The following is a 20,310-nucleotide window of genomic DNA, read 5'->3' as shown; positions in this document are numbered from 1 at the left end:
CTGATGAGTTTAAGCAACTACATCGTGGCCCATTGTGAGGCCGATTAAAAGTGGATGGGTCCATTCCATTATCCATGTGGGTCAACGCGGAGAGCTTGTGACCTACAGGATGTAGGGAATGCCATTTATGCAGGATGCATATAAATGGCCTCGAAGCTGGTCATTTCCAGGCGCCACTTTTATTTTCACTTTTGTAAAAGTGAAGACAAAACAGTATTCTCGAAAGAGAAGCGATAAAGCCCGTTGCTAATGCATCGGGCTTTATCGCTTCGATTTGTTGGAATAAGATTTACTGGCAGCACAGTCTCTCACAACCAGGAAGATGACGACCTACTCATGAGATCAATGGGTATCTTTTGAAGATTGATGACATTAACCACGATCTATCAAGTAGCTATAAAAACGAATTGGTTTCTTATGGGGTATACCGACTGGCATAAAGAAACCGTCGGAAATAAAAAAAGCCAGAGATAATCTCTGGCTTTTTAATGGCTAGGGCTTAATTACTTGTCTTCTTTTAACCACTGAGCGGCGCGTTTAGCGAAATAAGTTAGGATGCCGTCTGCACCTGCACGCTTAAAGCAAAGCAATGATTCCATTACGATGGCTTTCTCGGCCAACCAACCATTTTGGATTGCAGCCATATGCATGGCGTACTCACCGCTAACTTGATACGCGAAGGTTGGCACTGCAAGTTCTGTTTTTACGCGGTGAACGATATCTAGGTAAGGCATGCCAGGCTTAACCATTACCATGTCCGCACCTTCCTGAATATCGAGAGCAACTTCATGTAGCGCTTCATCGCTGTTAGCTGGATCCATTTGATAGCTGTGCTTATTGCCACCTTTTAGGTTGCCTGCTGAGCCTACTGCATCGCGGAATGGACCGTAGTAGTTAGAAGAGTACTTTGCAGAGTAAGCCATGATTTGGGTATTAACGTGACCCGCTTCTTCTAGTGCTTGGCGAATAGCACCTATTCGTCCATCCATCATGTCTGATGGCGCGACAATATCTGCGCCAGCTTCTGCATGAGATAAGGCTTGTTTCACCAGAATTTCAGTAGTGATGTCATTCATGATGTAGCCAGTTTCGTCGATGATGCCATCTTGACCGTGAGTCGTGAATGGATCGAGGGCTACGTCAGTCATCACACCTAGCTGTGGGAAAGCTTCTTTAAGTGCACGAACTGCTCGCTGAGCTAAGGCATCCGCATTGTAGGCTTCTTCAGCCATCAAAGTCTTTTTCTCAGCTGGAGTCACTGGGAATAGAGCGATTAGAGGAATACCTAGTTCCACGAGCTCTTCTGCTTCTTTAAGCAGTAGATCGATAGATAATCGCTCTACACCAGGCATAGAGGCAACTTGCTCTGTGCGGTTGTTCCCTTCAAGAACAAACATTGGGTAGATTAAATCATTAACCGACAGTTGATTCTCTGCCATTAGGCGACGACTAAATTCATGCTTACGCATGCGGCGCATTCTACGTTGTGGATAGGCACTGGTAATAATATTCACATTTGGCTCCAGACGATGGTGATATTAATTTTGTTCCGGGCGGTATAGTTTTATACGATTACGCCCTTCATTCTTTGCTTGATAAAGTGCTTTATCAGCCTGTTCTAATAACAAGGTGGTATGCTCTTCTGAGGTGATAACTTCACTACTTACCCCAATGCTTACCGATATTGTGATGGTATTTTCTTCCCAATAAATCGGTAGCTTATCGATAACTTTTCTTATTGACTCAGCGACTTGTGTCGCACCAACTTGATCAGTGTTGGGTAATATAATAGCAAACTCTTCACCCCCAAAACGTGATACTAGATCAGTTGGTCGTTTTAAATGCTCTTTTAGTTTCTCAGCAATAACCCTTAATGCTTGATCACCTGCAAGATGGCCATAGGAATCATTAATCATTTTGAAGTGATCTAAATCGAGCATTAAAATTGCCATTGGAGATTGTTGCCTACGGCTAATCCGACCCTCTGCGATAATACGCTTATCAAATGAGTTGCGGTTTTTCACACCGGTAAGGCTATCTATTGTTGTTTGTTCAGTGAGCTTTTGATTAGCTTCATTGAGCTCCCTTAGTGCAATCTCTAGTTCTAAGGTGCGTTCTTGTACCATTTGGGTTAAAAGTTCGCTGCTTCGAGCTTCAATACGTAGTGCAGCTTCTTTACTGTCTTTGGCCTGAGCTAAAGCATCTTTTTGAATTTGAAGCTTAGATAGGCGCTCATCGTTGTAGCGAATCGCTAATAGCGCTGCCATAAAAACAATCTCGACGCTAAGCCCAATCATAAACGGGGTTTTCGGTTCAATATTCCAGTCGAGTAGGCCTAAGTAAATCGCACCAGACAATAATGCACCTAGCATCATTCCTGCCCAACCAATGGCAAACAACTTTGCCAGCTTGTAGCCCTTAATTGCTTCGAGCAAGGACATATACATTAGCATCAGGCTTGCCAGCATTACAGCGTAAATATTAATCATTAACGCGGTCGTATAGTTGAGTAGCAAGCCCATAAACAGAAGTAATACAGAGAGTGCGGCACAAACTCTGCACAACCTCAACATAGCTTGGTTGTAGTATTTTAGCTGCATCACCTTTTCAGAAAACAGGAAAGCGAACATCATAGATAGACTAAGGAGAGCCGGTAATGCGTATTCTTGAATAACAGGAAAGTTCGGCCAGATAAATCGAAATGCTAAGCCGTGAAGTGTTGCTATAAATAGGGTGATAGAGAGTACATACCCTGCATAGTAGGTATAGCTAAATGAATTGGATGTAATGGCAATGAGTAGGCTAAATATACCAATGGCCATCAGTACACCAATCTGAAAACCATAAAAAACCGAACGCTGTTCAGCATCTTGATAATAAGTATCACTGCTCCATAAGGTCAAAGGTAGGTTGACCGAGCCTGATGTATTTATTCGCAAATAGAAGCTATGGTTTTCATATTGCTGACTATTAAAAGCGTATAAAAAGTGTGTATTTAAGATAGGCCTTTGGCTAAATGGAAGGCTGTCACCAACTATTAGCTGTTCAACAAGCGTCGCGCCATTGAAGTGGTAAAGCTCAATATAGTCCAAATGTGGATTAGCTAACGATAAAATTTGCTGGCGTGGATCATGGGACTGATGCTTTAGAGTGAACTTAACCCAATGGAGATGTTGCCCTATACCGTTAATGTTGCTTAATTCATATTGTTGCCACGGCAGGTCTGTAGAGTTAACGACTTGCTGTATATTCGAGTTGGCTAGTGACTCACTAATATATAACAGAGGTGTTAAAGGAACCTTATCAGTAGTCTCTTCATTAATAACGAGGTGCATCTCGGCATTGGCGAGATTAGAAAAGGCGAATAGCGCAATAAAGACGAATAACTGAAAATGAAGCTGCATTAACAACCTAAACCAAAAAATTGGCGACTATTTCTATAGGTATTTTCAGCAAAGGTATCAATTTCTTGCTGTTTTAGATCGGCAATATACTGCGCGATATACGGTAGGTATTTAGGCTCATTTTTACTGGATTTTGGTTTTGGACGCATACTTCTTGGTAAGAGGTAGGGGCTATCAGTCTCAATGAGGATTCTATTATCGGGAATATAAGGAACTATCGAAGCGAGTTCTTGCCCGCGGCGCTCGTCACATACCCACCCCGTGATCCCTAAATAGATATCCTGCTCTATATAGGCTTCGAGAGACTGCATATTACCGGTAAAGCAGTGTAATAGCGCAGCTGGGAGATCTGCGCGATACTCTTTTAGAATAGCTAAGAAGTCTTGGTGAGCATCACGTTCATGCATCAAAACCGGCATTTTCAGCTCGACAGCGAGCTCTAGCTGCTTAGCAAATGCGTTGCGTTGCATATCTCGTGGCGAGAAGTCTCGATTGTAATCAAGGCCGCACTCTCCTACGGCAACGACACATGGTGATTTGGCAAGCATGCGGATGGTGTCTGCACTATTGTGTTGCCACTCACTGGCATGATGAGGATGAACACCCGCCGTGCTATAGAGTTGCTTGGGAAACCGTTCACATAGCTCGATGGCATGCTTACTTTCATCTAGATCGCTGCCAATAACAACCATAGAAGTAACCGACTGGTTTACAGCATCTTCAATGACACCTTGTATGTCGTTTTCAAGCGAGCTGCCGATAAGATTGACAGCTATATCCATATATTGAGGCATTACTTTAGACGCTTTACTCGAATGGTGGTGTTACGGTCATCTGTACCTAGCATAAATGAACCAAAAGCCGCCTTTTCAATAAAGACTTTTTGCCCAGGTTTTATTCGGAAGGTGCGATTATCTGTTTGCTTCCAGATTTGATTGTTGGCAAATGAAATTTTTAAGGCGCCGTAAGCATCTTTAGAGACTTTGGCTACCTCTAGGTAGATCTTGCTTATCTCTTCTTTGTCGGCTTTTTTTACTTGGCCAAAGTCATCATGGGATGTCTTGTTTGCCGTTGATACGACGGCAGTGGTTGATGCCGCTACGGCGAGGGTTTCTGTAACCGGGAGCTGTGCAGTTTTAGCTGGATGTGAATTTAGTGATGAAGAAAGCTTGTCATAACAAATTAATCGTTCGAGCTTATCTTGAATTGCTGCACATTGTGTTAACTGAGTTTCAACGGATGCATGGGCGCCGCTTGAGATAAGTAAAGACGCTGTGGTAAGTAGCAATAAGCGTTGCTTGGTCATCAATAACTTCCTTTTATTTTTATAAAGCAGGTTTTAGACTGATTTTACATTTTATTAGGCGAATTGAAACATTAATGTTATTGATTACTTAACGTTATAAAAACAAAAAAGGTATTATCTTTGTTGAGTGACAACGAGATAATACCTTTATATAAGCTTAACAAGAAAATCTATTGGGACTCTGACTCTTTCTGTTCGTCTCCATCTTCGTTCTCGTCATCTTCATTGCCTTTGCTGTAGAAACGCGCAGCAATCAAACCACCTTCAAACAGAATGAGCATAGGAATCGCTAGCATCGTTTGAGAGATGATATCTGGAGGCGTTAAAAGCATACCAATAACAAAGGCGCCAACAACAATATAAGGGCGTTTTTGTTTCAGGTCTTCAGGTGTGGTGACGCCTGCCCAACATAGCAGAACAACGGCTACCGGGATTTCAAACGCTAAACCAAACGCAAAGAACAACTTTAAAATAAAGTCCAGGTAACTGCTTATATCCGTTGCGACTAGGACCCCTTCTGGTGCGGCACTGGCGAAAAATCCAAAGACGACCGGAAAAACGATATAGTAAGCAAAAGCAATACCTAGATAAAAAAGGAGTGTGCTACTGGTTAGTAGCGGCACAACTAAACGCTTTTCATGCTTATATAGGCCTGGTGCGACAAAAGACCACACCTGGTAAAGGACATAAGGTACTGCAACAAAAAATGACAAAACTAATGTCAATTTAAAAGGGGCAAAGAATGGCGCAGCGACATCAGTTGCAATCATACTGCTTGATTCCGGCAGTACTTGCATCAATGGTGTGGCCATATAATGGTAGATATCGTTAGCCCAGTAAACCAAGCAAATAAATACCAAAAGAACACTGCCAATTGCTTTTAGTAACTTGGTTCGTAACTCAAGCAAATGGCTGATTAATGGCTGCTGTTGTGACATGGACTACCCGTTAGGTTTGTCTGAATTAGCACTCGTTGTCGAACTTGTCTCAGCTGGAGGCGTTTCTTTGGCTGGTGTATCTTTCGCCGCTGGAACGTCTTCTACTTGATAAGGTCGATTAACAGATTGAGCCGCTTCTTTTAATTGATCGATTGAATCCTGTAACTCTGGAGAAAGGTTTTTCAAACCCTGACTCTCTGCATTTTTCAAATCAGAGTGCAGTTGCTCAATTTTAAGCTCTTGCTCTAATTCGTCCTTTACCGAGTTAGCCATTTTTTTCATGGCGCGGATCCAGCTAGAGATTGAACGTACAGCCGTTGGAAGTCTTTCAGGGCCAAGTACTACTAGGCCCAAGATCCCAATCAGCAGCAACTCCATAAAGCCGATACCGTCGAACATAGTCGATTACGCCTGTTCTTTACCTTTAGACTCAGCCTTTTTTTCGGCTGTCTCTGCAACTTTTGCTGTTTCTGTCACTTTTGCAGTGTCAGCAGCGGGTTTGTCAGTTGCGTTTTCTTCTAAAGCTTTCTTTTCTTCTTCAGAAGACATGGCGTTCTTAAAGCCTTTAACGGCACCACCTAAATCGCCGCCTAGTGAACGTAACTTCTTAGTTCCAAACAATAATACGACAATCAAAGCAACAATAAGAAGCTGCCAAATACTAATGCCACCCATGGATGAATCCTCTTAATTAGATACTGGTTCTATTATGAACCTTTGGTTAATTAGGTCTAGCTAAATTTTGCGATTCTTCGGTCTAGATCGCCATCCAAGCACCCACAGAGTGAGGCCTATGCCAATACTGCCATAAGAGGGCCATAGTGTAGCGTCTTGGTTTAACAAAATCGTGCCGCAGATCACTAAAACAGCCGATGTAATCAAAAGATAGTTACTTTTATGAGCTTTTTGTTGATGTTTGAGATACCGATCTAACAAATTATTTTGATTTTTAGATAGGTTGCGACCCATTTTTAGGTTGTCGTAGATAAGCTCTGGTAGTTCAGGCAAATGTTCAGCCCAATACGGTAACTGTTTCTTAACCTTGTCGGCCATTGCTTTTGGCCCAACTTGTTCTGCCATCCACTGCTCTAGGAAAGGTTTGGCTGTTTGCCATAAATCTAACTGTGGGTATAGCTGACGCCCCAGGCCTTCAATGTAAAGCAAGGTTTTTTCGAGTAGCACGAGTTGGGGTTGAACGACCATGTCAAAACGTCGAGCCGTTCTAAATAGCTCGAGTAAAACATGGCCAAATGAAATTTCATCGAGCGGTTTGTTGAACATAGGTTCGCAAACCACTTTAACAGCTTGTTCAAATGCGCCGACATCCGTATCTGGCGAAACCCAGCCTGACTCAATATACAGCTGAGCAATACGGCGATAATCGCGATTGAAAAAGGCTAAAAAATTCTCGGCTAAGTAGCGTTTATCTTCTTCGGTAAGCGTACCCATAATGCCGCAGTCCAAACCGATATAGAAAGGATCGTTAGGGTGCTCACGACTGACAAAAATATTGCCAGGATGCATATCTGCGTGGAAAAAGTTATCACGAAACACTTGGGTGAAGAATAGCTCTACACCACGCTCTGCGAGTAGTTTAAAATTAGTCCCTTGCGCTTCTAATGCCACTTTATCCGATACGGGGATACCATCGATGCGCTCCATCACGATAAGGCGTGTAAAACACAGTTCTTCATACATATAAGGGATGTAGAGTGCATTGGAGTCGATAAAGTTGTTGCGTAGCTTAATGGCATTGAGAGCTTCAAGCTTAAGGTTCAGCTCGCCTTCTATCGTCGTACGATAGTCCTCGATGACTTCAGCAGGACGTAAGCGGTTATTTGCGCCAAGCAGGCTTTCTAGGAAACCTGCGGCTTGTGACATGAGTAGAATGTCAGCATGCACCTTCTGTTCAACATCCGGGCGCAAAACCTTTAATACCACTGCTGCACCATTAGATTTAAGTGTTGCAGTATGCACCTGTGAGATAGAGGCTGATGCTAACGGCGTATCATCAAAATGGTCAAAATAGGTTTCGATTGGTGCATTTAGCTCTTTTTCGATTGAAGCGCGAGCAATAGCGGAGTCAAAAGGCGGCACTCGGTCTTGCAGCATAGCAAGCTCTTCGGCCCACTCGTCAGATAATAGATCGCGACGAGTCGATAGCATTTGGCCAAACTTGATATAAACAGGCCCGAGTTCTTGCATCGCCAGCTTTAGGCGTTCGCCACCGACTTTATCCTTGTGTTGATTGCGTAGCCAGAAGAAGCAGCCCCTTAACAGTTTGAAGTACCATGGCGTTAACTTAGAAGGAATTAAATCATCTAGTCCGTAGTGCAGAGCAGTACGAATGACGTGATAAGCGCGCCTGATACTTTTTACTGTCATGGTTTCATTTTTACCCTGTTGATAAGCTGGTCTACTCGTGTAGCCATGGCGTCGACATCGACGGTTAAATCATCGATTCTATCACTTAAATAGATATATTCGAGTTTATGAGGAGCGAGCTTATATTCTTCGATTGTGAGCTGACCAAGGTGTGATCGAGTCTTAAACAGCACATTGCTTAGATCGCTTTTGACCTGTTTGAGGCCTTGGCTGATAAAATGTGTCGGTGCATCACCGATGTAACGAGAAAGAGGCTCTGCGAGGTCGATATCAATGTGTTGCATGTAGTGACTAAACGTCTGCAATAGGCTTAAGTCACCTTCAAGACTGAGTTTGTCTTGTTTTATCAACTCGGTCAGGTTTGCACCTTCAGTCAGCTGATACAGCGTGGTGACATCGGCATTCACTTTAGTCGTGATCTCACCTTCGTAATGAGAGAAGACTAAGATCTCTTTGGCAAACAAAAAGTAAAGCGGCCAGTTGAGCTGTGAAAGTTGGATACATAACACTTTGCCGTGAAGGCTACGCAATTTAGCGTAGTCTTCAGGAGATTGTGAGATCAGCTTGTTTAGGCTGATCTCAATCGCGGCGCAGGCAAGTAATGGCAGGTCACGAGACATAGTGAGTCCAATCAGAATTTGTAACCTTTGTGCAAGGCAACGATACCGTCAGTCATGTTGGTGTAGTTGACTTGTTCAAAGCCAGCATCTTCCATCATTTGCTTTAGGGTATCTTGGTCTGGGTGCATACGAATTGATTCTGCAAGGTATTCGTAGCTGTCAGCATCTTTAGTGATGAGTGAACCCATCTTCGGCAGAATTTTAAAGCTATATAAATCGTAAACCTTACGCATGATTTCATGCTGAGGTTTAGAAAACTCAAGTACCAATAGCTTTCCGCCAGGCTTTAATACACGAAGCATTGATGCAATCGCTGCATCTTTATTGGTCACATTTCGTAGACCAAAAGCAATCGTGATGATATCAAAGTGATTATCAGGGAAAGGCAGCGCTTCAGCGTTGGCTTGAACGTAGTTGACGTTACCGACAATACCTTTGTCTCTTAGCTTTTCACGGCCTACTTTAAGCATAGAATCGTTGATGTCGGCTAGAGTCACTTGGCCTGTGTCACCAACAATACGAGAAAATTTAGCGGTTAGATCGCCTGTACCGCCAGCAAGATCTAACACCTTCATGCCTGGACGTGCACCCGCACTTTCGATTGTGAATCGCTTCCACATGCGATGAATACCGAAAGACATGACGTCATTCATTATGTCGTACTTTGCTGCGACAGAATGGAATACGCCAGCAACCATGTCGGCTTTCTTCTCTGCTTCAATGGTCTTATACCCGAAGTGAGTGCTCTTTGGAGTGTCCTCTGACATCTATCTGTTCCTATAACGTTAGCAATTAAATTTTTTGCGATTGTAAGTCATCGAAGCGAATTGCTGAATCTTTCATCTATCACTCTGTGACCGATGTTAGCTATCCGCTTAAGGATTATAAAAAAATGCGTGATTGCGCAGGCTATCGCAAAATTGACAGCGCATTACACCATAATAATTGTCATTGTTGAATAATTATTACTAGCTATAACGCATTCATACGTGCGCTGATATAGGAGTAGATCAATTCACTGATGCTTTGGCCTGTTTCGCGGTGGCCAGCTTCTGCTCCTGCAACATGGCAGCAAGGCGCCGCCTCAGCTAAATGCAAGTAGGCGCTTGGGCAATGCTTGGCGATATAACTGACATAATAAAGTGCGTCGAGTAACGGCACACCCGCGGCCGTTGATGCACTGCTGGGCATATTGGTAATAGCATCAAGATCAAGCTCGACAGCAACAGGTAGTTGAGTATTGTTAAGCTGTGTAGCGATACTCTTTAAAGCTAGCTCTAAGCTGAGTTCTCGACGGATCCAGATTTGCTGCAAACTATGCCAATGACCACCAAATGCGCTAAGTTGCTCAAGTGTGGTTTCGCTATTTTTGAGCTCATGTAGACCGAGCACATGATAGTAGCCAAGTGCTCCTGAAGCCGCGGCGTAGCTAAAACCGTTGCCGCTATGGCGCCCTTCCTTAGGTCTAAAATCTGAATGTGGATCCATATTAACGGCTGCGATAGGGCGCTTAAAGGCACTTTTTGCTGCCATCAGTAATCCATAGGCATTGTTATGCCCACCTCCGATAACGATAGGTTCGAGCCCTGAATTAAATACAGCGGTTAACACCGTAATGACGCGTTTATCGAGTTGCTCGACATTATTTCGCAACGTATCGGCAGAGCTATTTGAAGGCAACTGAAGATCTTGCGTATTAATCTGTCCAAGTACTAAACACTGATGACCGCTGCAAAATCGATTCGACTGTAGATTAAGGAATTGCTTCATAGCGCTATCAAATGCATCGGTAGCACCACCGCGTCCGATATTGGCGCGTGGGCCAATATCTTCCCCAATGCCTATTATCGCAAAGCGAGCACCGTGCGCTTTGGCGTGGGTTAAAATACCCAAGAGATCTAATGTTAAGTCGGGAAGTAAAACTGTTTGGCCTAGTTTAGTTTCGCCATGACGAGTTGTAAGCAGGCTTGAGAGTTTGTCTTGGTCGAAAAGAGATAAATACGTCATATTGCTATTCTTATTGTTAGCTCTGATAGCGTTAGTTTAAGCGGATAAATTCTGTCTGCAAGTAGCGCAAGAATAAGGGGGCAGATTACAGATACAAAAAAACCAGCCTTATGGGACTGGTTTTATATTATTTCACCATGGAACAGACTCTTTTATTGCACAAAGCTAGAGGCTAAATCGCATCAGTTAATCTTGGTTTAATCGATATCTAATGGTTCTGGTGACAGAATAATGCCTGTGTTGTCAGCATAAACATGATCGCCAGGTAAGAAAGTTACACCACCGAAGTTTACCGGGATCTCTAACTCGCCCACAGCATTGCTGTCTGCGCCAACTGGAATAGAAGCCAATGCTTGAATGCCAATATCTAAGTCTTCCAGTGCATCAACATCGCGTACAGTACCGTAAACGATAATACCTTCCCAGTTGTTGGCTACTGCAACTTCTGCAATTCTTGCATCGAGAAGTGCACGGCGTAGTGACCCACCACCGTCAATCAGTAGTACTTTACCTTCTCCATCTTCTTGGACAGCGTCAATGATAAGACCATTGTCTTCAAAACATTTAATGGTGCTAATTGAGCCACCAAAAGAGCTACAACCACCGAAATTACTGAACATGGGTTCGACAACATCAACAACATCGATATAAGTGTCACAAAGTTCTGAGGTGTTGTATTCCATAAGAACACTCCTGATAAATAGAGATGCTCAGAAGTCCGAGCAAGCAAGTAGTTGCACTCAGTATATAAGGGATTCTTAAAAAGAAAAGTGTTATCAATCACGCAATTGTCTATTAAGGCTGCGTTTGATATTGATGTAGTAATATTTCCACGCATTGGTTAATAAAACCACTAAAACATGACTTGAGTCATTATATAACGTTTTTTTATTACCATTTGTAGCGATATTTGTTAGCATGTTGTCAGATAATTTAACGTAAACTTTAATTTTGACCCGCTTTAGGGGCACGGATCCCCCGATTAGCTTAGGGAAGGCATAGGGCCTAAAAAAGGTGCCTTATGGAAGCTGTTAACACTATTGAAATCATCGGTTATGCTGCATCAATTATGGTGGCAATATCACTCATGATGAAAGACATTATTTGGCTAAGATGTCTTAACTTTACTGGATGTACATTGTTTGTCATTTATGGTTCATCCATTGAAGCCTGGCCCGTTGCCGGTATGAACGCGTTCGTCGCATGTATCAATATCTATCACTTACTAAAGCTATATAGAAACCGCAATAATCCAGTGCTTGCGCCAGAATAATGTGAGCACACTGTAAACCAGCCTATAACTCCTTCTTAGGCTGGTTATCATTGCTGTTTTTAACGCCTTCTACCTTCCTGCTGTTTCCTTAACCCTATTTATACCTAAGAGCCTTAGGGGTATAGCCTAAGCTAAGCATCTGTCATAAAACTTTAGATAAGTTGTCACTGCCACGTCATAGAGATTTCATAGCTTGCCTAGATTGAAAGAGCATAAACAATAGGTGGGTAATGATAATGGCTCTGATAACGACGTTCGATCGGTTTCTTTACCGTTATATTGTTCAAAAAGGCCAGCTGCACGGGCTGCAAAAGTGTGCACGTTTGTTATCAGCATCAGGTAATGGCCCCGTATATCTTTATCTAGCGGTGGCGTTTCTAATCATGGATAACAGGGGGGAGCAGTTGTTCAATACTATGGTGGCAGCATATCTGCTAGAGCTTCCGCTGTACTTTGCGCTTAAAAATATGATCCGTCGCCCCCGCCCATGTCACGCGCTTGCTGATGGCGTCGCGAGTTTTGAACCGGCAGACAAATTCAGCTTACCATCAGGCCATACGGCAGCGGCTTTCGTTATGGCAACGAGCATCTATCTTGTCTACCCATCACTTTTCTATATCACCATATTCTGGGCGTTAGCGATAGGTTTAGCTCGCGTCGTGCTAGGTGTGCATTATCCGCTAGATATACTGGCAGGTGCGATGCTGGGAATTATATCTGTGTTATTAAGCCGGCAATTTATTTAGGAGAATCATTTGCGAATTCTTTATGGTGTTCAAGGTACGGGAAATGGTCATTTAAGTCGCGCACGCGTTATGGCGAAAGCACTACAACGCCAAGGTGTAGATGTTGATTTCTTCTTTTCAGGACGCTCAGCTGAGCAGTTTTTTGATATGCAGTGTTTTGGTCAATATCAGCTGCAAGCTGGACTGACATTCGCAACTGCAAATGGCCGGGTTAGCGTAGCAAAAACCGCAAAACATAATGCCTGGTTTGGGTTTATTAAAGACGTTAAAAATCTCGACTTAAGCGGTTATGATTTAGTGCTCAATGATTTTGAGCCCGTATCGGCTTGGGCGGCAAAAAATCAAGGTATTCCATCCATAGGCATTAGCCACCAAGCGGCGTTGAATTATCCGGTTCCTAAGATAGGTGACAGTTGGTTTAACGAGGTGATGCTAAGTTATTTTGCTCCTGTGGACATTGCGTTAGGCTGTCATTGGCATCATTTTGGCTTTCCTATTTTGCCGCCATTTGTTGAGGTTGATAAGGTTGAGTTGCAACTTGCACATCAAATAGTCGTGTATTTACCGTTTGAATCGCCAGACGAAATAGCGAAGTTTCTTACTCCTTTTAGCGATTATACTTTTTGGGTGTATCACGCAGGTGAGGCGCCTCATTGTGTGCCTGGGCACGTTAAGTGGCATGGTTTTGACCGAAGCGGTTTTAAAGCGGCGATGGCAAGCTGCGGTGGTGTCATTGGTAATGCTGGATTTGAGTTAGCGAGTGAAGCCTTAACGCTGGGGAAAAAGCTGTTAATTAAACCGTTATTGGGGCAGTTTGAGCAGCTGTCGAATGTGGCAGCACTAGAGCTGCTAGGCGCTGCAGAATGTATGAAAACACATTTAGATCCTGATGCATTAAGGCGTTGGTTAAAGGCTCCTATGCCAGAAGCGATTCAATATCCTGAAGTCGGTGATGCCTTAGTTACATGGCTATTACAAGGGAATTGGAGTCAGCCTGAAGCATTATGCCAATCGCTATGGGAGAACGTAAGCTTGCCTGTCAGTTGGCAGAAAAAGAGCCCCTAATTTAGTGAAGCTGCCACTCAGTGCCTACAAAGGCGTATAATAAAAGCTATCAATCGCCTGAATGTAAACTAGACCAACAAGACTATGCAGCTAAAACCACTCGCAAAAGGGCGCTTCCATTCTTTATGGGAGCAAGAGCATGATGCTATTGAGCAGATCATGCGAGAGTGTATTACCGAAACTAAAATGGTTGCGGCGCAGCACAAGCTGATGCAGCAAGGCCAACAGGTTAATGCACTCATTCTTGTGCCACACGGGCGGATCTCTATGGGGTACACTGCCAGAAATGGTCGCAGTTTTCAGCTGGGAACCATGACTTGTGATTCACAGATATTTGGCGAGATGGAGTTCTTTACCGATTACCTATGTCAACTAGACATCATTGCGGAAGAGCCGTTAGAGATCTCGATTATTAATGGCGATAAGCTGCAGCAAGCCTTGCTCAAAACGCCACAGTTTGCGCTATTTTTTGCCAGTGCAATCGCTATTGATTATCAGGATACGGTCGATATTTTTACCCGTAGAATGCTATATCCTATTGCTTATAACATCGCTTATGATCTTTACCATCAGTATTTAAAAGACCAGCCGGTCGAAGGTTTTACTAAGTGTTATTTAGAAGCTGAACGCTTTGCTACGACAGACCGAGTTTATCGCCGCGCAGTTAAAAAGCTTGAAGATCTTGGATTAATAAAGCGAGAGAAAGAGGGGCTCATCATTTGTGATTTAAAAGGATTAAAAGCATTTATTGAATAGCTCTAAACGCTAACTATAGCGCTTAGAGCATATTTAAGATCTAGGTATTAGGCTACTTGTGTCGTTAACGGCCCTTTCTGACGTGTCGACAGGACTAGCATTGCAATGATTAACGCGTAGATGACTGGGATTGCATACATCACGGTTTGTAGGCCGATAACACTTTCAAATAGTGAACTAATCGCAGGGCTAAACATAGCGCCCGCACTGCCACTAATTAAGATGTAAGACACGTTACGGCTGCTGGCATTTTTCACAAATGATACGCCATAAGCGATAAACGCGTTATACAGCGCGGCGCAGGCAAAGCCGTAGCCATAGGTTAGGTAACCAATCCAGCTTAAGTTATCTGTGGTAACGATAAGACTGGTAATGACTAATGCCAGTGAAATCATACCCATAATAAAGTGTTGGATTTTCACTCTTGAGACAATCACGGTTGATACTAACGCGCCAACTAATGCTGCTGACCAGTATTGAGTGATGATGTTACCCGCTTCTTCAAAAGGGATGTCGAATTTAGTCTTAACAAACATCGGTGCCCAAGTGAGGAAGGTATAAAGCGCTAACATCCCAAGAAATAAGCCTAAACCGCCGCTGATAATACCAAGGTTCCACTCAGACTGATCTTTGCTTGCTTCAGTCTTGCCCTTAGTCTCACAAAGCTCAAAGTTAGTAGCTAGAGCGATTGCTGCTGTAGCGAGTGCAACGATACCGACGGCAAGGTAGCTGTAGCTCCAAGAAAGTGCATTGCTTAGTGCATAGGTCGTGATTAATGGGAAGACCACACCGGCCACGTTAAAGGTGGCATCTTGCACGACTAGCATGGTGCTTTGAATTTTATCTTTCCATACCGATACCACTATCGTACCCGCAATACAAAGGCCCACACCGCCACAAAGACCAATCACAGTCATCGCGACCATGACCACACTTAGTGATCCAGTAAAGTGCAGCGCCGCAGCACTGAGTGCGATACTAACGTAACTGAGCAGAGTAATGCGCTTTACGCCAATTTTTTCAATTAAGAAAAACGCTGCAATAGTACCGGCTAGCGCACCGCCATTAAGCAGCGAGAAGATAGAAGCGACTTCGTTAACGTTAGCAGAGAACTTATCGCTAATCGGTTCAATTAGCATACCGAACTGAGTTGCAAAGCCTGCCATCACGAAGTTGGCTAAAAAGCTGAGCAAGGTTAAGGATATTTTGTTTTTCATCATCTGTTCCTATTGTTGCTGTATCACCAGCTAACAACTCACCATTAAAACTAATCATTAAAGCTAGTCGTTAAAAAGTAAGCCGCTGGAAGTAAGGCTTCGAGCGGCTTATTTGAGTCTTACTGACAGGCGGTTTCTAATGCCAGCTCAATCATCTGATTAAAGGTTAATTGACGAGCCTCTGCACTGGTCTCTTCGCCAGTTAAGCAGTGGTCAGAAACCGTAAGGATTGCGAGTGATTCAAAGCCTTTATGGTGTGCAAGGCCATAAAGACCAGCCACTTCCATATCCACGCCTAAAACGCCAAAACGCTCAAGGGCTGGGATCATATCTTCATCTGGGTCGTAGTACATGTCGCCACTGAAGACGTTACCGACTTTAACGTTGATCTGTTTCTGCTGCGCGATCATATAGGCTTTATGTAGTAGATCGAATGTCGCGGACGTGGCCATCTGATAACCGCTACTACGCTTAGCGTTAGTCGGTGAATCTGTGCCTGCTGCTTGCGCTAAAATCACGTCATTAATTTTGACGTGTTGCTGAGTTGCTCCAAGGCTACCAACACGAATAATACGTTTAACACCAAAGTCAGCGACAAGCTCATGGGCGTATAACACCATCGATGGAATACCCATACCGTGACCCATTACCGATATACGCTGGCCTTTATAAAAACCCGTGAAACCGAGCATGTTACGAATATTGGTGACTTCAACCGCGTCTTCTAGAAAGTTCTCTGCGATGTATTTGGCGCGAAGTGGGTCGCCCGGCATGATGATAGTTTCGGCGAAGTCGCCGATTTTGCCATTGATGTGTGCAGTCATGAGTTATCCTCTTTTTTGATTGCAACCGATAGTAAGTGCCATGTCGGTATGCATAGAGGACATAAGTCCGCATAGACTGAAATATGCGCATTTTTTTGTATTTGCTCACAGGGAAATGGTTTCGATGTGCCATTTTTTGTGATTTGAGCGATAGTGGAAAATAGATGGCTGATACGTAGATCACCTAAGAGGTGTTAGGCGATCTATTGCTGTAGGCTTTGTTAACCTTGCTGGAGTCTACTTATGGTACTTCACGGTCATATCGATTAACGGCTCACGGCTGGCTTTGGCCGCACGCAGGCGAGCGAGATATTTTTCCCATAACTCTATTTGATGAGTGGCAAGATCGTACAAGACCTTCCAAGAAAACAGGCCGGTATCGTGGCCATCATCAAAGACAATTTTTACCGCATAGTTACCAACAGGTTCGATAGCGGTGATATTGACATTTTTCTTGTGGGTCACCAGTACCGGATTGCCGTGACCATGCACTTCAGCCGAAGGCGAGTAAACCCTTAGCATCTCACAGCTTAATTGATGGGTTTCACCATTATCAAAAGTCATCTCAAGTTGGCGAGATTTTCGTTTTAGCTTTAGCGCTGCAACATTGGGAGTGTTGTTATCTTGAGTCATTGATTAACCAAAATGATTTTAACGAGTATTAGAAACACAATAGCGATTAAGTCCGTAAATGTCCTTAACCGCTATCACTAATTTTGCCATTAGCTTGGCGACGATACTAGCTTGTACTTTAGCCTTAGCTTAAAGAATATAGCGACTTAAGTCTTCGTCTTGCACCAAGTTATCTAAGCTTGCTTTCACATACGCGGCATCGATAACAGTCACAGAGCCTGACTTGTCAGAGGCCTCATAAGAAAGCTCTTCCATTAGGCGTTCCATTACAGTATGTAGACGACGGGCACCGATGTTTTCTGTACGCTCGTTTACCTGCCAAGCCGCTTCTGCAATACTATCGATACCGTCTTCGGTAAACTCGATTGTCACGCCTTCTGTGCCCATCAACGCAATATACTGTTCAGTTAGCGACGCGTGTGGCTCGGTTAAGATACGCTTAAAGTCATTGGCAGAAAGTGCATCTAGCTCAACACGAATTGGCAAGCGACCTTGTAGCTCTGGGATAAGATCTGACGGCTTAGACATCTGGAATGCACCAGAGGCGATAAACAAAATGTGGTCAGTCTTTACCATGCCGTGCTTAGTGTTAACGGTACAACCTTCTACTAATGGTAGAAGGTCGCGCTGCACACCTTCGCGAGACACATCTGGGCCTGATGATTCGCCGCGCTTACAAATTTTGTCGATCTCATCAAGGAACACAATACCGTGTTGCTCAACTAATTCAATTGCTTGCTCTTTAAGATCTTCTTGATTAACTAACTTAGACGCTTCTTCTTCAATCAATAGCTTATAAGCTTCTTTGATTGGCATTTTACGGCGCTTGCTGGCACCCGGCCCCATGTTCTGGAATATGCTTTGCAGCTGGTTAGTCATCTCTTCCATACCTGGAGGAGACATGATGTCAATGCCTGCTTGCGGCGCCGATACATCGATTTCAATCTCTTTGTCGTCTAGCTGACCTTCGCGTAATTTCTTACGGAAGATTTGACGTGTGGCATTGTCACTTGGCTTTTCGTTGTCCCAATCTTCTTTAGGCTTAGGCAGCAATGCATCTAAAATACGCTCTTCTGCAGCTTCTTCAGCGCGGAATTTACACTTTTTAATTTGCTCTTCGCGAGTCAATTTAATTGCTGAGTCAGTAAGATCGCGAATGATCTGTTCAACTTCCTTACCCACATAACCCACTTCGGTGAACTTGGTGGCTTCAACTTTAATAAATGGCGCTTTTGCTAGGCGAGCTAGGCGACGAGCTATCTCAGTTTTACCCACACCCGTTGGGCCGATCATTAGAATGTTCTTCGGGGTGACTTCTTGACGAAGATCGGCAGGAAGTTGCATACGGCGCCAGCGGTTACGTAGGGCAATGGCCACTGAACGCTTAGCTTTTTGTTGACCAATAATGTGGCTGTCTAGCTCGTGAACAATTTCACGTGGTGTCATCTCAGACATAATCTTTCCTCATGCTTTGCAGCATTTTTGGTATAAACGATTTGCTCGCCTAGTACTTTAATTCTTCAATAGTCTTAAATTGGTTGGTAAACACGCAAATGTTACCTGCAATTGTTAGCGATTTATCAGCAATTTCTAATGCACTTAAGTCAGTGTTTTCAAGCAGTGCAGTCGCTGCAGATTGGGCAAAGGCGCCACCAGAACCAATCGCGATAAGATCATTTTCAGGCTGAACCACATCACCATTACCGGTAATGATCAATGACGATTCAGCATCTGCTACGGCAAGTAAAGCTTCAAGCTTGCGTAACACTTTATCTGAGCGCCAGTCTTTAGCCATTTCAACGGCTGCGCGCATAAGGTGACCTTGGTGCATTTCGAGCTTAGCTTCGAAACGCTCAAATAGGGTGAATGCATCGGCGGTACTGCCAGCAAAGCCCGCAAGTACCTTGTTGTGGTACAGGCGACGAACTTTTCTCGCATTGCCTTTCATAACGGTGTTACCGAGAGAAACTTGGCCATCACCGGCGATAACGACTTGGTTATTTCGGCGTACTGATACGATTGTGGTCACAATAAATCCTCTTCTCTAGCCAGAGACGGTCTGCCTACTGGTTGACGATAATAGAGATATGGGGATGCATGAGTAAATATCAAGGGGAATATTGGTATTGCTTCGTGCCACAGCTGCATCTGTATATACGTTGAGCGTAAATAATAGGGATAGCTTTAGGCTAAATTAAGCGCAGTCCTGTCAAGAAATAAGTCTGGATTTGCCCCGACTTCATGCCCAAAGAGTATTGGATTTGGAAACCCATTGCGCTTTGATGTATCAAGGTCGTCATAACAAAGCTTGCTCTAACCTATGTCTATGTGATCGGATGTTGGACTAGCGCAATCTTCAAAAACAACGATTTAACATTACACTCTGAACGAACACTGTGAATAGGGGCTTTATGTTGTTACCGCTCGGGGTCAGAACTTTATAGCCGCTGATTGTTTTTGAGCGAGTGATTGGTTGTGGTTTTATCTTGCAAGGAGTCTTGCTGCAACGGTAATTCTTCGAACGTATTTAATGCGGAGAAAGCAGGGGGATCTCATACCGTCATCGCAAAATAGGCCTATTCTTTAGCTATCCAATTAAAGAGGGTTGTGTGATGAGAGCAATACATGTTCTGAGTGAAAATAGCGTAGGCATGACGTTAACCAGTGAAGATATTTTTGAAGGTCAGCCAATGGGTGATGTTTTTACCTTTGGTGAAAATAAAAATAACTTGTCTCCACAACTGAGCTGGCAAGGAGCACCTGCTAGCACTAAGAGTTATGCTATTACGGTATTTGACCCTGATGCGCCTACTGGTTCTGGCTGGTGGCATTGGCAAGTCGTTAATATTCCTGCGAGCACTACCAGTATTGCCCGTGGTGCATCGGGTCAGATAGCAGGTGCTAGAGAGTTAGCTAATGACTATGGTAGTTTAGGCTACGGTGGTGCTAATCCTCCTGTGGGCCATGGCATGCACAGATATCACTTTACCCTATGGGCATTACCTGTTGAGACCTTAGAATTGCCAGAGGCTGCTTCTGCAGCTATGGTCGGTTTTATGCTGAATGCTACTGCGACAGCATCGGCCACATTAACCTCTGTCTATGTGCAAGAGTAAGCTTGTTTTAGTTTGATCCC

Annotated in this window: 22 protein-coding genes; 5 read left to right on the top strand and 17 right to left on the bottom strand. The window is 43.8% G+C overall.

Annotated elements, in window-relative coordinates; genetic code table 11:
* Nucleotides 1-503 precede the first annotated feature (503 nt).
* From hemB to rraA, 12 genes are all read right to left on the bottom strand, one after another.
* Complete coding sequence (gene hemB, locus ACVBIL_RS16560) at nt 504-1,514, bottom strand: porphobilinogen synthase (protein WP_447168054.1); 1,011 nt, start codon at nt 1,512-1,514, stop codon at nt 504-506.
* Nucleotides 1,515-1,538: 24 nt separating this feature from the next.
* Entirely contained in the window at nt 1,539-3,404 is a 1,866-nt protein-coding gene (locus tag ACVBIL_RS16555; protein WP_447168053.1) for a sensor domain-containing diguanylate cyclase, read from the bottom strand.
* Nucleotides 3,404-4,198: a TatD family hydrolase gene (locus ACVBIL_RS16550; RefSeq protein WP_447168052.1), complete on the bottom strand. Its 795-nt coding sequence runs from the start codon at nt 4,196-4,198 to the stop codon at nt 3,404-3,406. The genes ACVBIL_RS16555 and ACVBIL_RS16550 overlap by 1 nt, the downstream gene beginning before the upstream one ends.
* Complete coding sequence (locus ACVBIL_RS16545; RefSeq protein ID WP_447168051.1) at nt 4,198-4,710, bottom strand: hypothetical protein; 513 nt, start codon at nt 4,708-4,710, stop codon at nt 4,198-4,200. Before ACVBIL_RS16545 ends, ACVBIL_RS16550 begins: the two co-directional genes overlap by 1 nt.
* Nucleotides 4,711-4,880: 170 nt before the next feature.
* Nucleotides 4,881-5,648, bottom strand: a complete 768-nt coding sequence (gene tatC / locus ACVBIL_RS16540) for a twin-arginine translocase subunit TatC (protein ID WP_447168050.1) — start codon at nt 5,646-5,648, stop codon at nt 4,881-4,883.
* A 3-nt stretch (nt 5,649-5,651) separates the two neighbouring features.
* Nucleotides 5,652-6,047: a Sec-independent protein translocase protein TatB gene (tatB, locus tag ACVBIL_RS16535; protein ID WP_202721263.1), complete on the bottom strand. Its 396-nt coding sequence runs from the start codon at nt 6,045-6,047 to the stop codon at nt 5,652-5,654.
* A 6-nt stretch (nt 6,048-6,053) separates the two neighbouring features.
* The gene (gene tatA / locus ACVBIL_RS16530) at nt 6,054-6,323 is read right to left on the bottom strand and encodes a Sec-independent protein translocase subunit TatA (RefSeq protein WP_447168049.1); all 270 of its coding nucleotides are present in this window, start codon (nt 6,321-6,323) and stop codon (nt 6,054-6,056) included.
* Nucleotides 6,324-6,383: 60 nt separating this feature from the next.
* The gene (gene ubiB, locus ACVBIL_RS16525; RefSeq protein ID WP_447168048.1) at nt 6,384-8,033 is read right to left on the bottom strand and encodes a ubiquinone biosynthesis regulatory protein kinase UbiB; all 1,650 of its coding nucleotides are present in this window, start codon (nt 8,031-8,033) and stop codon (nt 6,384-6,386) included.
* A complete protein-coding gene (locus tag ACVBIL_RS16520) occupies nt 8,030-8,653 on the bottom strand; it encodes a ubiquinone biosynthesis accessory factor UbiJ (protein ID WP_447168047.1) in 624 nt (207 codons plus the stop codon). Before ACVBIL_RS16520 ends, ubiB begins: the two co-directional genes overlap by 4 nt.
* Before the next feature lie 11 nt (nt 8,654-8,664).
* Nucleotides 8,665-9,420 carry a bifunctional demethylmenaquinone methyltransferase/2-methoxy-6-polyprenyl-1,4-benzoquinol methylase UbiE gene (gene ubiE / locus ACVBIL_RS16515; RefSeq protein ID WP_447168046.1) on the bottom strand — a complete coding sequence of 252 codons (756 nt, stop codon included), beginning with the start codon at nt 9,418-9,420 and terminating at the stop codon, nt 8,665-8,667.
* 205 nt (nt 9,421-9,625) lie between these two features.
* Entirely contained in the window at nt 9,626-10,660 is a 1,035-nt protein-coding gene (locus ACVBIL_RS16510; protein ID WP_447168045.1) for a formimidoylglutamase, read from the bottom strand.
* A gap of 197 nt (nt 10,661-10,857) precedes the next feature.
* Nucleotides 10,858-11,343, bottom strand: a complete 486-nt coding sequence (gene rraA, locus ACVBIL_RS16505; protein ID WP_447168044.1) for a ribonuclease E activity regulator RraA — start codon at nt 11,341-11,343, stop codon at nt 10,858-10,860.
* Between the two features lie 338 nt (nt 11,344-11,681).
* Between rraA and ACVBIL_RS16500 the strand changes: the two genes are divergently transcribed.
* The 4 genes from ACVBIL_RS16500 (at nt 11,682) to ACVBIL_RS16485 (ending at nt 14,500) form a co-directional block, all read left to right on the top strand.
* On the top strand, nt 11,682-11,933 hold the full coding sequence (locus tag ACVBIL_RS16500) for a YgjV family protein (RefSeq protein WP_447168043.1): 252 nt from the start codon (nt 11,682-11,684) through the stop codon (nt 11,931-11,933).
* A 233-nt stretch (nt 11,934-12,166) separates the two neighbouring features.
* A complete protein-coding gene (locus tag ACVBIL_RS16495) occupies nt 12,167-12,679 on the top strand; it encodes a phosphatase PAP2 family protein (RefSeq protein WP_447168055.1) in 513 nt (170 codons plus the stop codon).
* Between the two features lie 9 nt (nt 12,680-12,688).
* Nucleotides 12,689-13,744 carry an MJ1255/VC2487 family glycosyltransferase gene (locus ACVBIL_RS16490; protein WP_447168042.1) on the top strand — a complete coding sequence of 352 codons (1,056 nt, stop codon included), beginning with the start codon at nt 12,689-12,691 and terminating at the stop codon, nt 13,742-13,744.
* 84 nt (nt 13,745-13,828) lie between these two features.
* On the top strand, nt 13,829-14,500 hold the full coding sequence (locus ACVBIL_RS16485) for a Crp/Fnr family transcriptional regulator (protein ID WP_447168041.1): 672 nt from the start codon (nt 13,829-13,831) through the stop codon (nt 14,498-14,500).
* Between the two features lie 47 nt (nt 14,501-14,547).
* Here ACVBIL_RS16485 and tsgA read toward each other — a convergent pair whose 3' ends face one another.
* The 5 genes from tsgA to hslV form a co-directional block, all read right to left on the bottom strand.
* Nucleotides 14,548-15,717: an MFS transporter TsgA gene (gene tsgA / locus ACVBIL_RS16480; RefSeq protein WP_447168040.1), complete on the bottom strand. Its 1,170-nt coding sequence runs from the start codon at nt 15,715-15,717 to the stop codon at nt 14,548-14,550.
* A 119-nt stretch (nt 15,718-15,836) separates the two neighbouring features.
* Nucleotides 15,837-16,541 (bottom strand): purine-nucleoside phosphorylase, encoded by a 705-nt coding sequence (gene deoD / locus ACVBIL_RS16475; protein ID WP_447168039.1) that lies wholly within the window; start codon nt 16,539-16,541, stop codon nt 15,837-15,839.
* Between the two features lie 237 nt (nt 16,542-16,778).
* On the bottom strand, nt 16,779-17,174 hold the full coding sequence (locus ACVBIL_RS16470; RefSeq protein ID WP_447168038.1) for a gamma-butyrobetaine hydroxylase-like domain-containing protein: 396 nt from the start codon (nt 17,172-17,174) through the stop codon (nt 16,779-16,781).
* A 129-nt stretch (nt 17,175-17,303) separates the two neighbouring features.
* The gene (hslU, locus tag ACVBIL_RS16465) at nt 17,304-18,629 is read right to left on the bottom strand and encodes an ATP-dependent protease ATPase subunit HslU (RefSeq protein WP_447168037.1); all 1,326 of its coding nucleotides are present in this window, start codon (nt 18,627-18,629) and stop codon (nt 17,304-17,306) included.
* A 49-nt stretch (nt 18,630-18,678) separates the two neighbouring features.
* Entirely contained in the window at nt 18,679-19,203 is a 525-nt protein-coding gene (gene hslV / locus ACVBIL_RS16460) for an ATP-dependent protease subunit HslV (protein ID WP_447168036.1), read from the bottom strand.
* 583 nt (nt 19,204-19,786) lie between these two features.
* Between hslV and ACVBIL_RS16455 the strand changes: the two genes are divergently transcribed.
* The gene (locus ACVBIL_RS16455; protein ID WP_447168035.1) at nt 19,787-20,290 is read left to right on the top strand and encodes a YbhB/YbcL family Raf kinase inhibitor-like protein; all 504 of its coding nucleotides are present in this window, start codon (nt 19,787-19,789) and stop codon (nt 20,288-20,290) included.
* The last annotated feature ends 20 nt before the right edge of the window (nt 20,291-20,310 follow it).

The organism is Shewanella sp. 125m-7 (assembly GCF_052977045.1).
Note: the sequence above shows the minus strand (reverse complement) of the source record. Positions and strands in the feature narration are given on the sequence as shown.

Bases quoted from the DNA above. Each gene is read 5' to 3' on its own strand.
- ACVBIL_RS16555 (WP_447168053.1), bottom strand. From the start codon at position 3,404: ATGCAGCTTCATTTTCAGTTATTCGTCTTTATTGCGCTATTCGCCTTT.
- ACVBIL_RS16550 (WP_447168052.1), bottom strand. From the start codon at position 4,198: ATGCCTCAATATATGGATATAGCTGTCAATCTTATCGGCAGCTCGCTT.
- ACVBIL_RS16545 (WP_447168051.1), bottom strand. From the start codon at position 4,710: ATGACCAAGCAACGCTTATTGCTACTTACCACAGCGTCTTTACTTATC.
- tatC (WP_447168050.1), bottom strand. From the start codon at position 5,648: ATGTCACAACAGCAGCCATTAATCAGCCATTTGCTTGAGTTACGAACC.
- tatB (WP_202721263.1), bottom strand. From the start codon at position 6,047: ATGTTCGACGGTATCGGCTTTATGGAGTTGCTGCTGATTGGGATCTTG.
- tatA (WP_447168049.1), bottom strand. From the start codon at position 6,323: ATGGGTGGCATTAGTATTTGGCAGCTTCTTATTGTTGCTTTGATTGTC.
- ubiB (WP_447168048.1), bottom strand. From the start codon at position 8,033: ATGACAGTAAAAAGTATCAGGCGCGCTTATCACGTCATTCGTACTGCT.
- ACVBIL_RS16520 (WP_447168047.1), bottom strand. From the start codon at position 8,653: ATGTCTCGTGACCTGCCATTACTTGCCTGCGCCGCGATTGAGATCAGC.
- ubiE (WP_447168046.1), bottom strand. From the start codon at position 9,420: ATGTCAGAGGACACTCCAAAGAGCACTCACTTCGGGTATAAGACCATT.
- ACVBIL_RS16510 (WP_447168045.1), bottom strand. From the start codon at position 10,660: ATGACGTATTTATCTCTTTTCGACCAAGACAAACTCTCAAGCCTGCTT.
- rraA (WP_447168044.1), bottom strand. From the start codon at position 11,343: ATGGAATACAACACCTCAGAACTTTGTGACACTTATATCGATGTTGTT.
- ACVBIL_RS16500 (WP_447168043.1), top strand. From the start codon at position 11,682: ATGGAAGCTGTTAACACTATTGAAATCATCGGTTATGCTGCATCAATT.
- ACVBIL_RS16485 (WP_447168041.1), top strand. From the start codon at position 13,829: ATGCAGCTAAAACCACTCGCAAAAGGGCGCTTCCATTCTTTATGGGAG.
- tsgA (WP_447168040.1), bottom strand. From the start codon at position 15,717: ATGAAAAACAAAATATCCTTAACCTTGCTCAGCTTTTTAGCCAACTTC.
- deoD (WP_447168039.1), bottom strand. From the start codon at position 16,541: ATGACTGCACACATCAATGGCAAAATCGGCGACTTCGCCGAAACTATC.
- ACVBIL_RS16470 (WP_447168038.1), bottom strand. From the start codon at position 17,174: ATGACTCAAGATAACAACACTCCCAATGTTGCAGCGCTAAAGCTAAAA.
- hslU (WP_447168037.1), bottom strand. From the start codon at position 18,629: ATGTCTGAGATGACACCACGTGAAATTGTTCACGAGCTAGACAGCCAC.
- ACVBIL_RS16455 (WP_447168035.1), top strand. From the start codon at position 19,787: ATGAGAGCAATACATGTTCTGAGTGAAAATAGCGTAGGCATGACGTTA.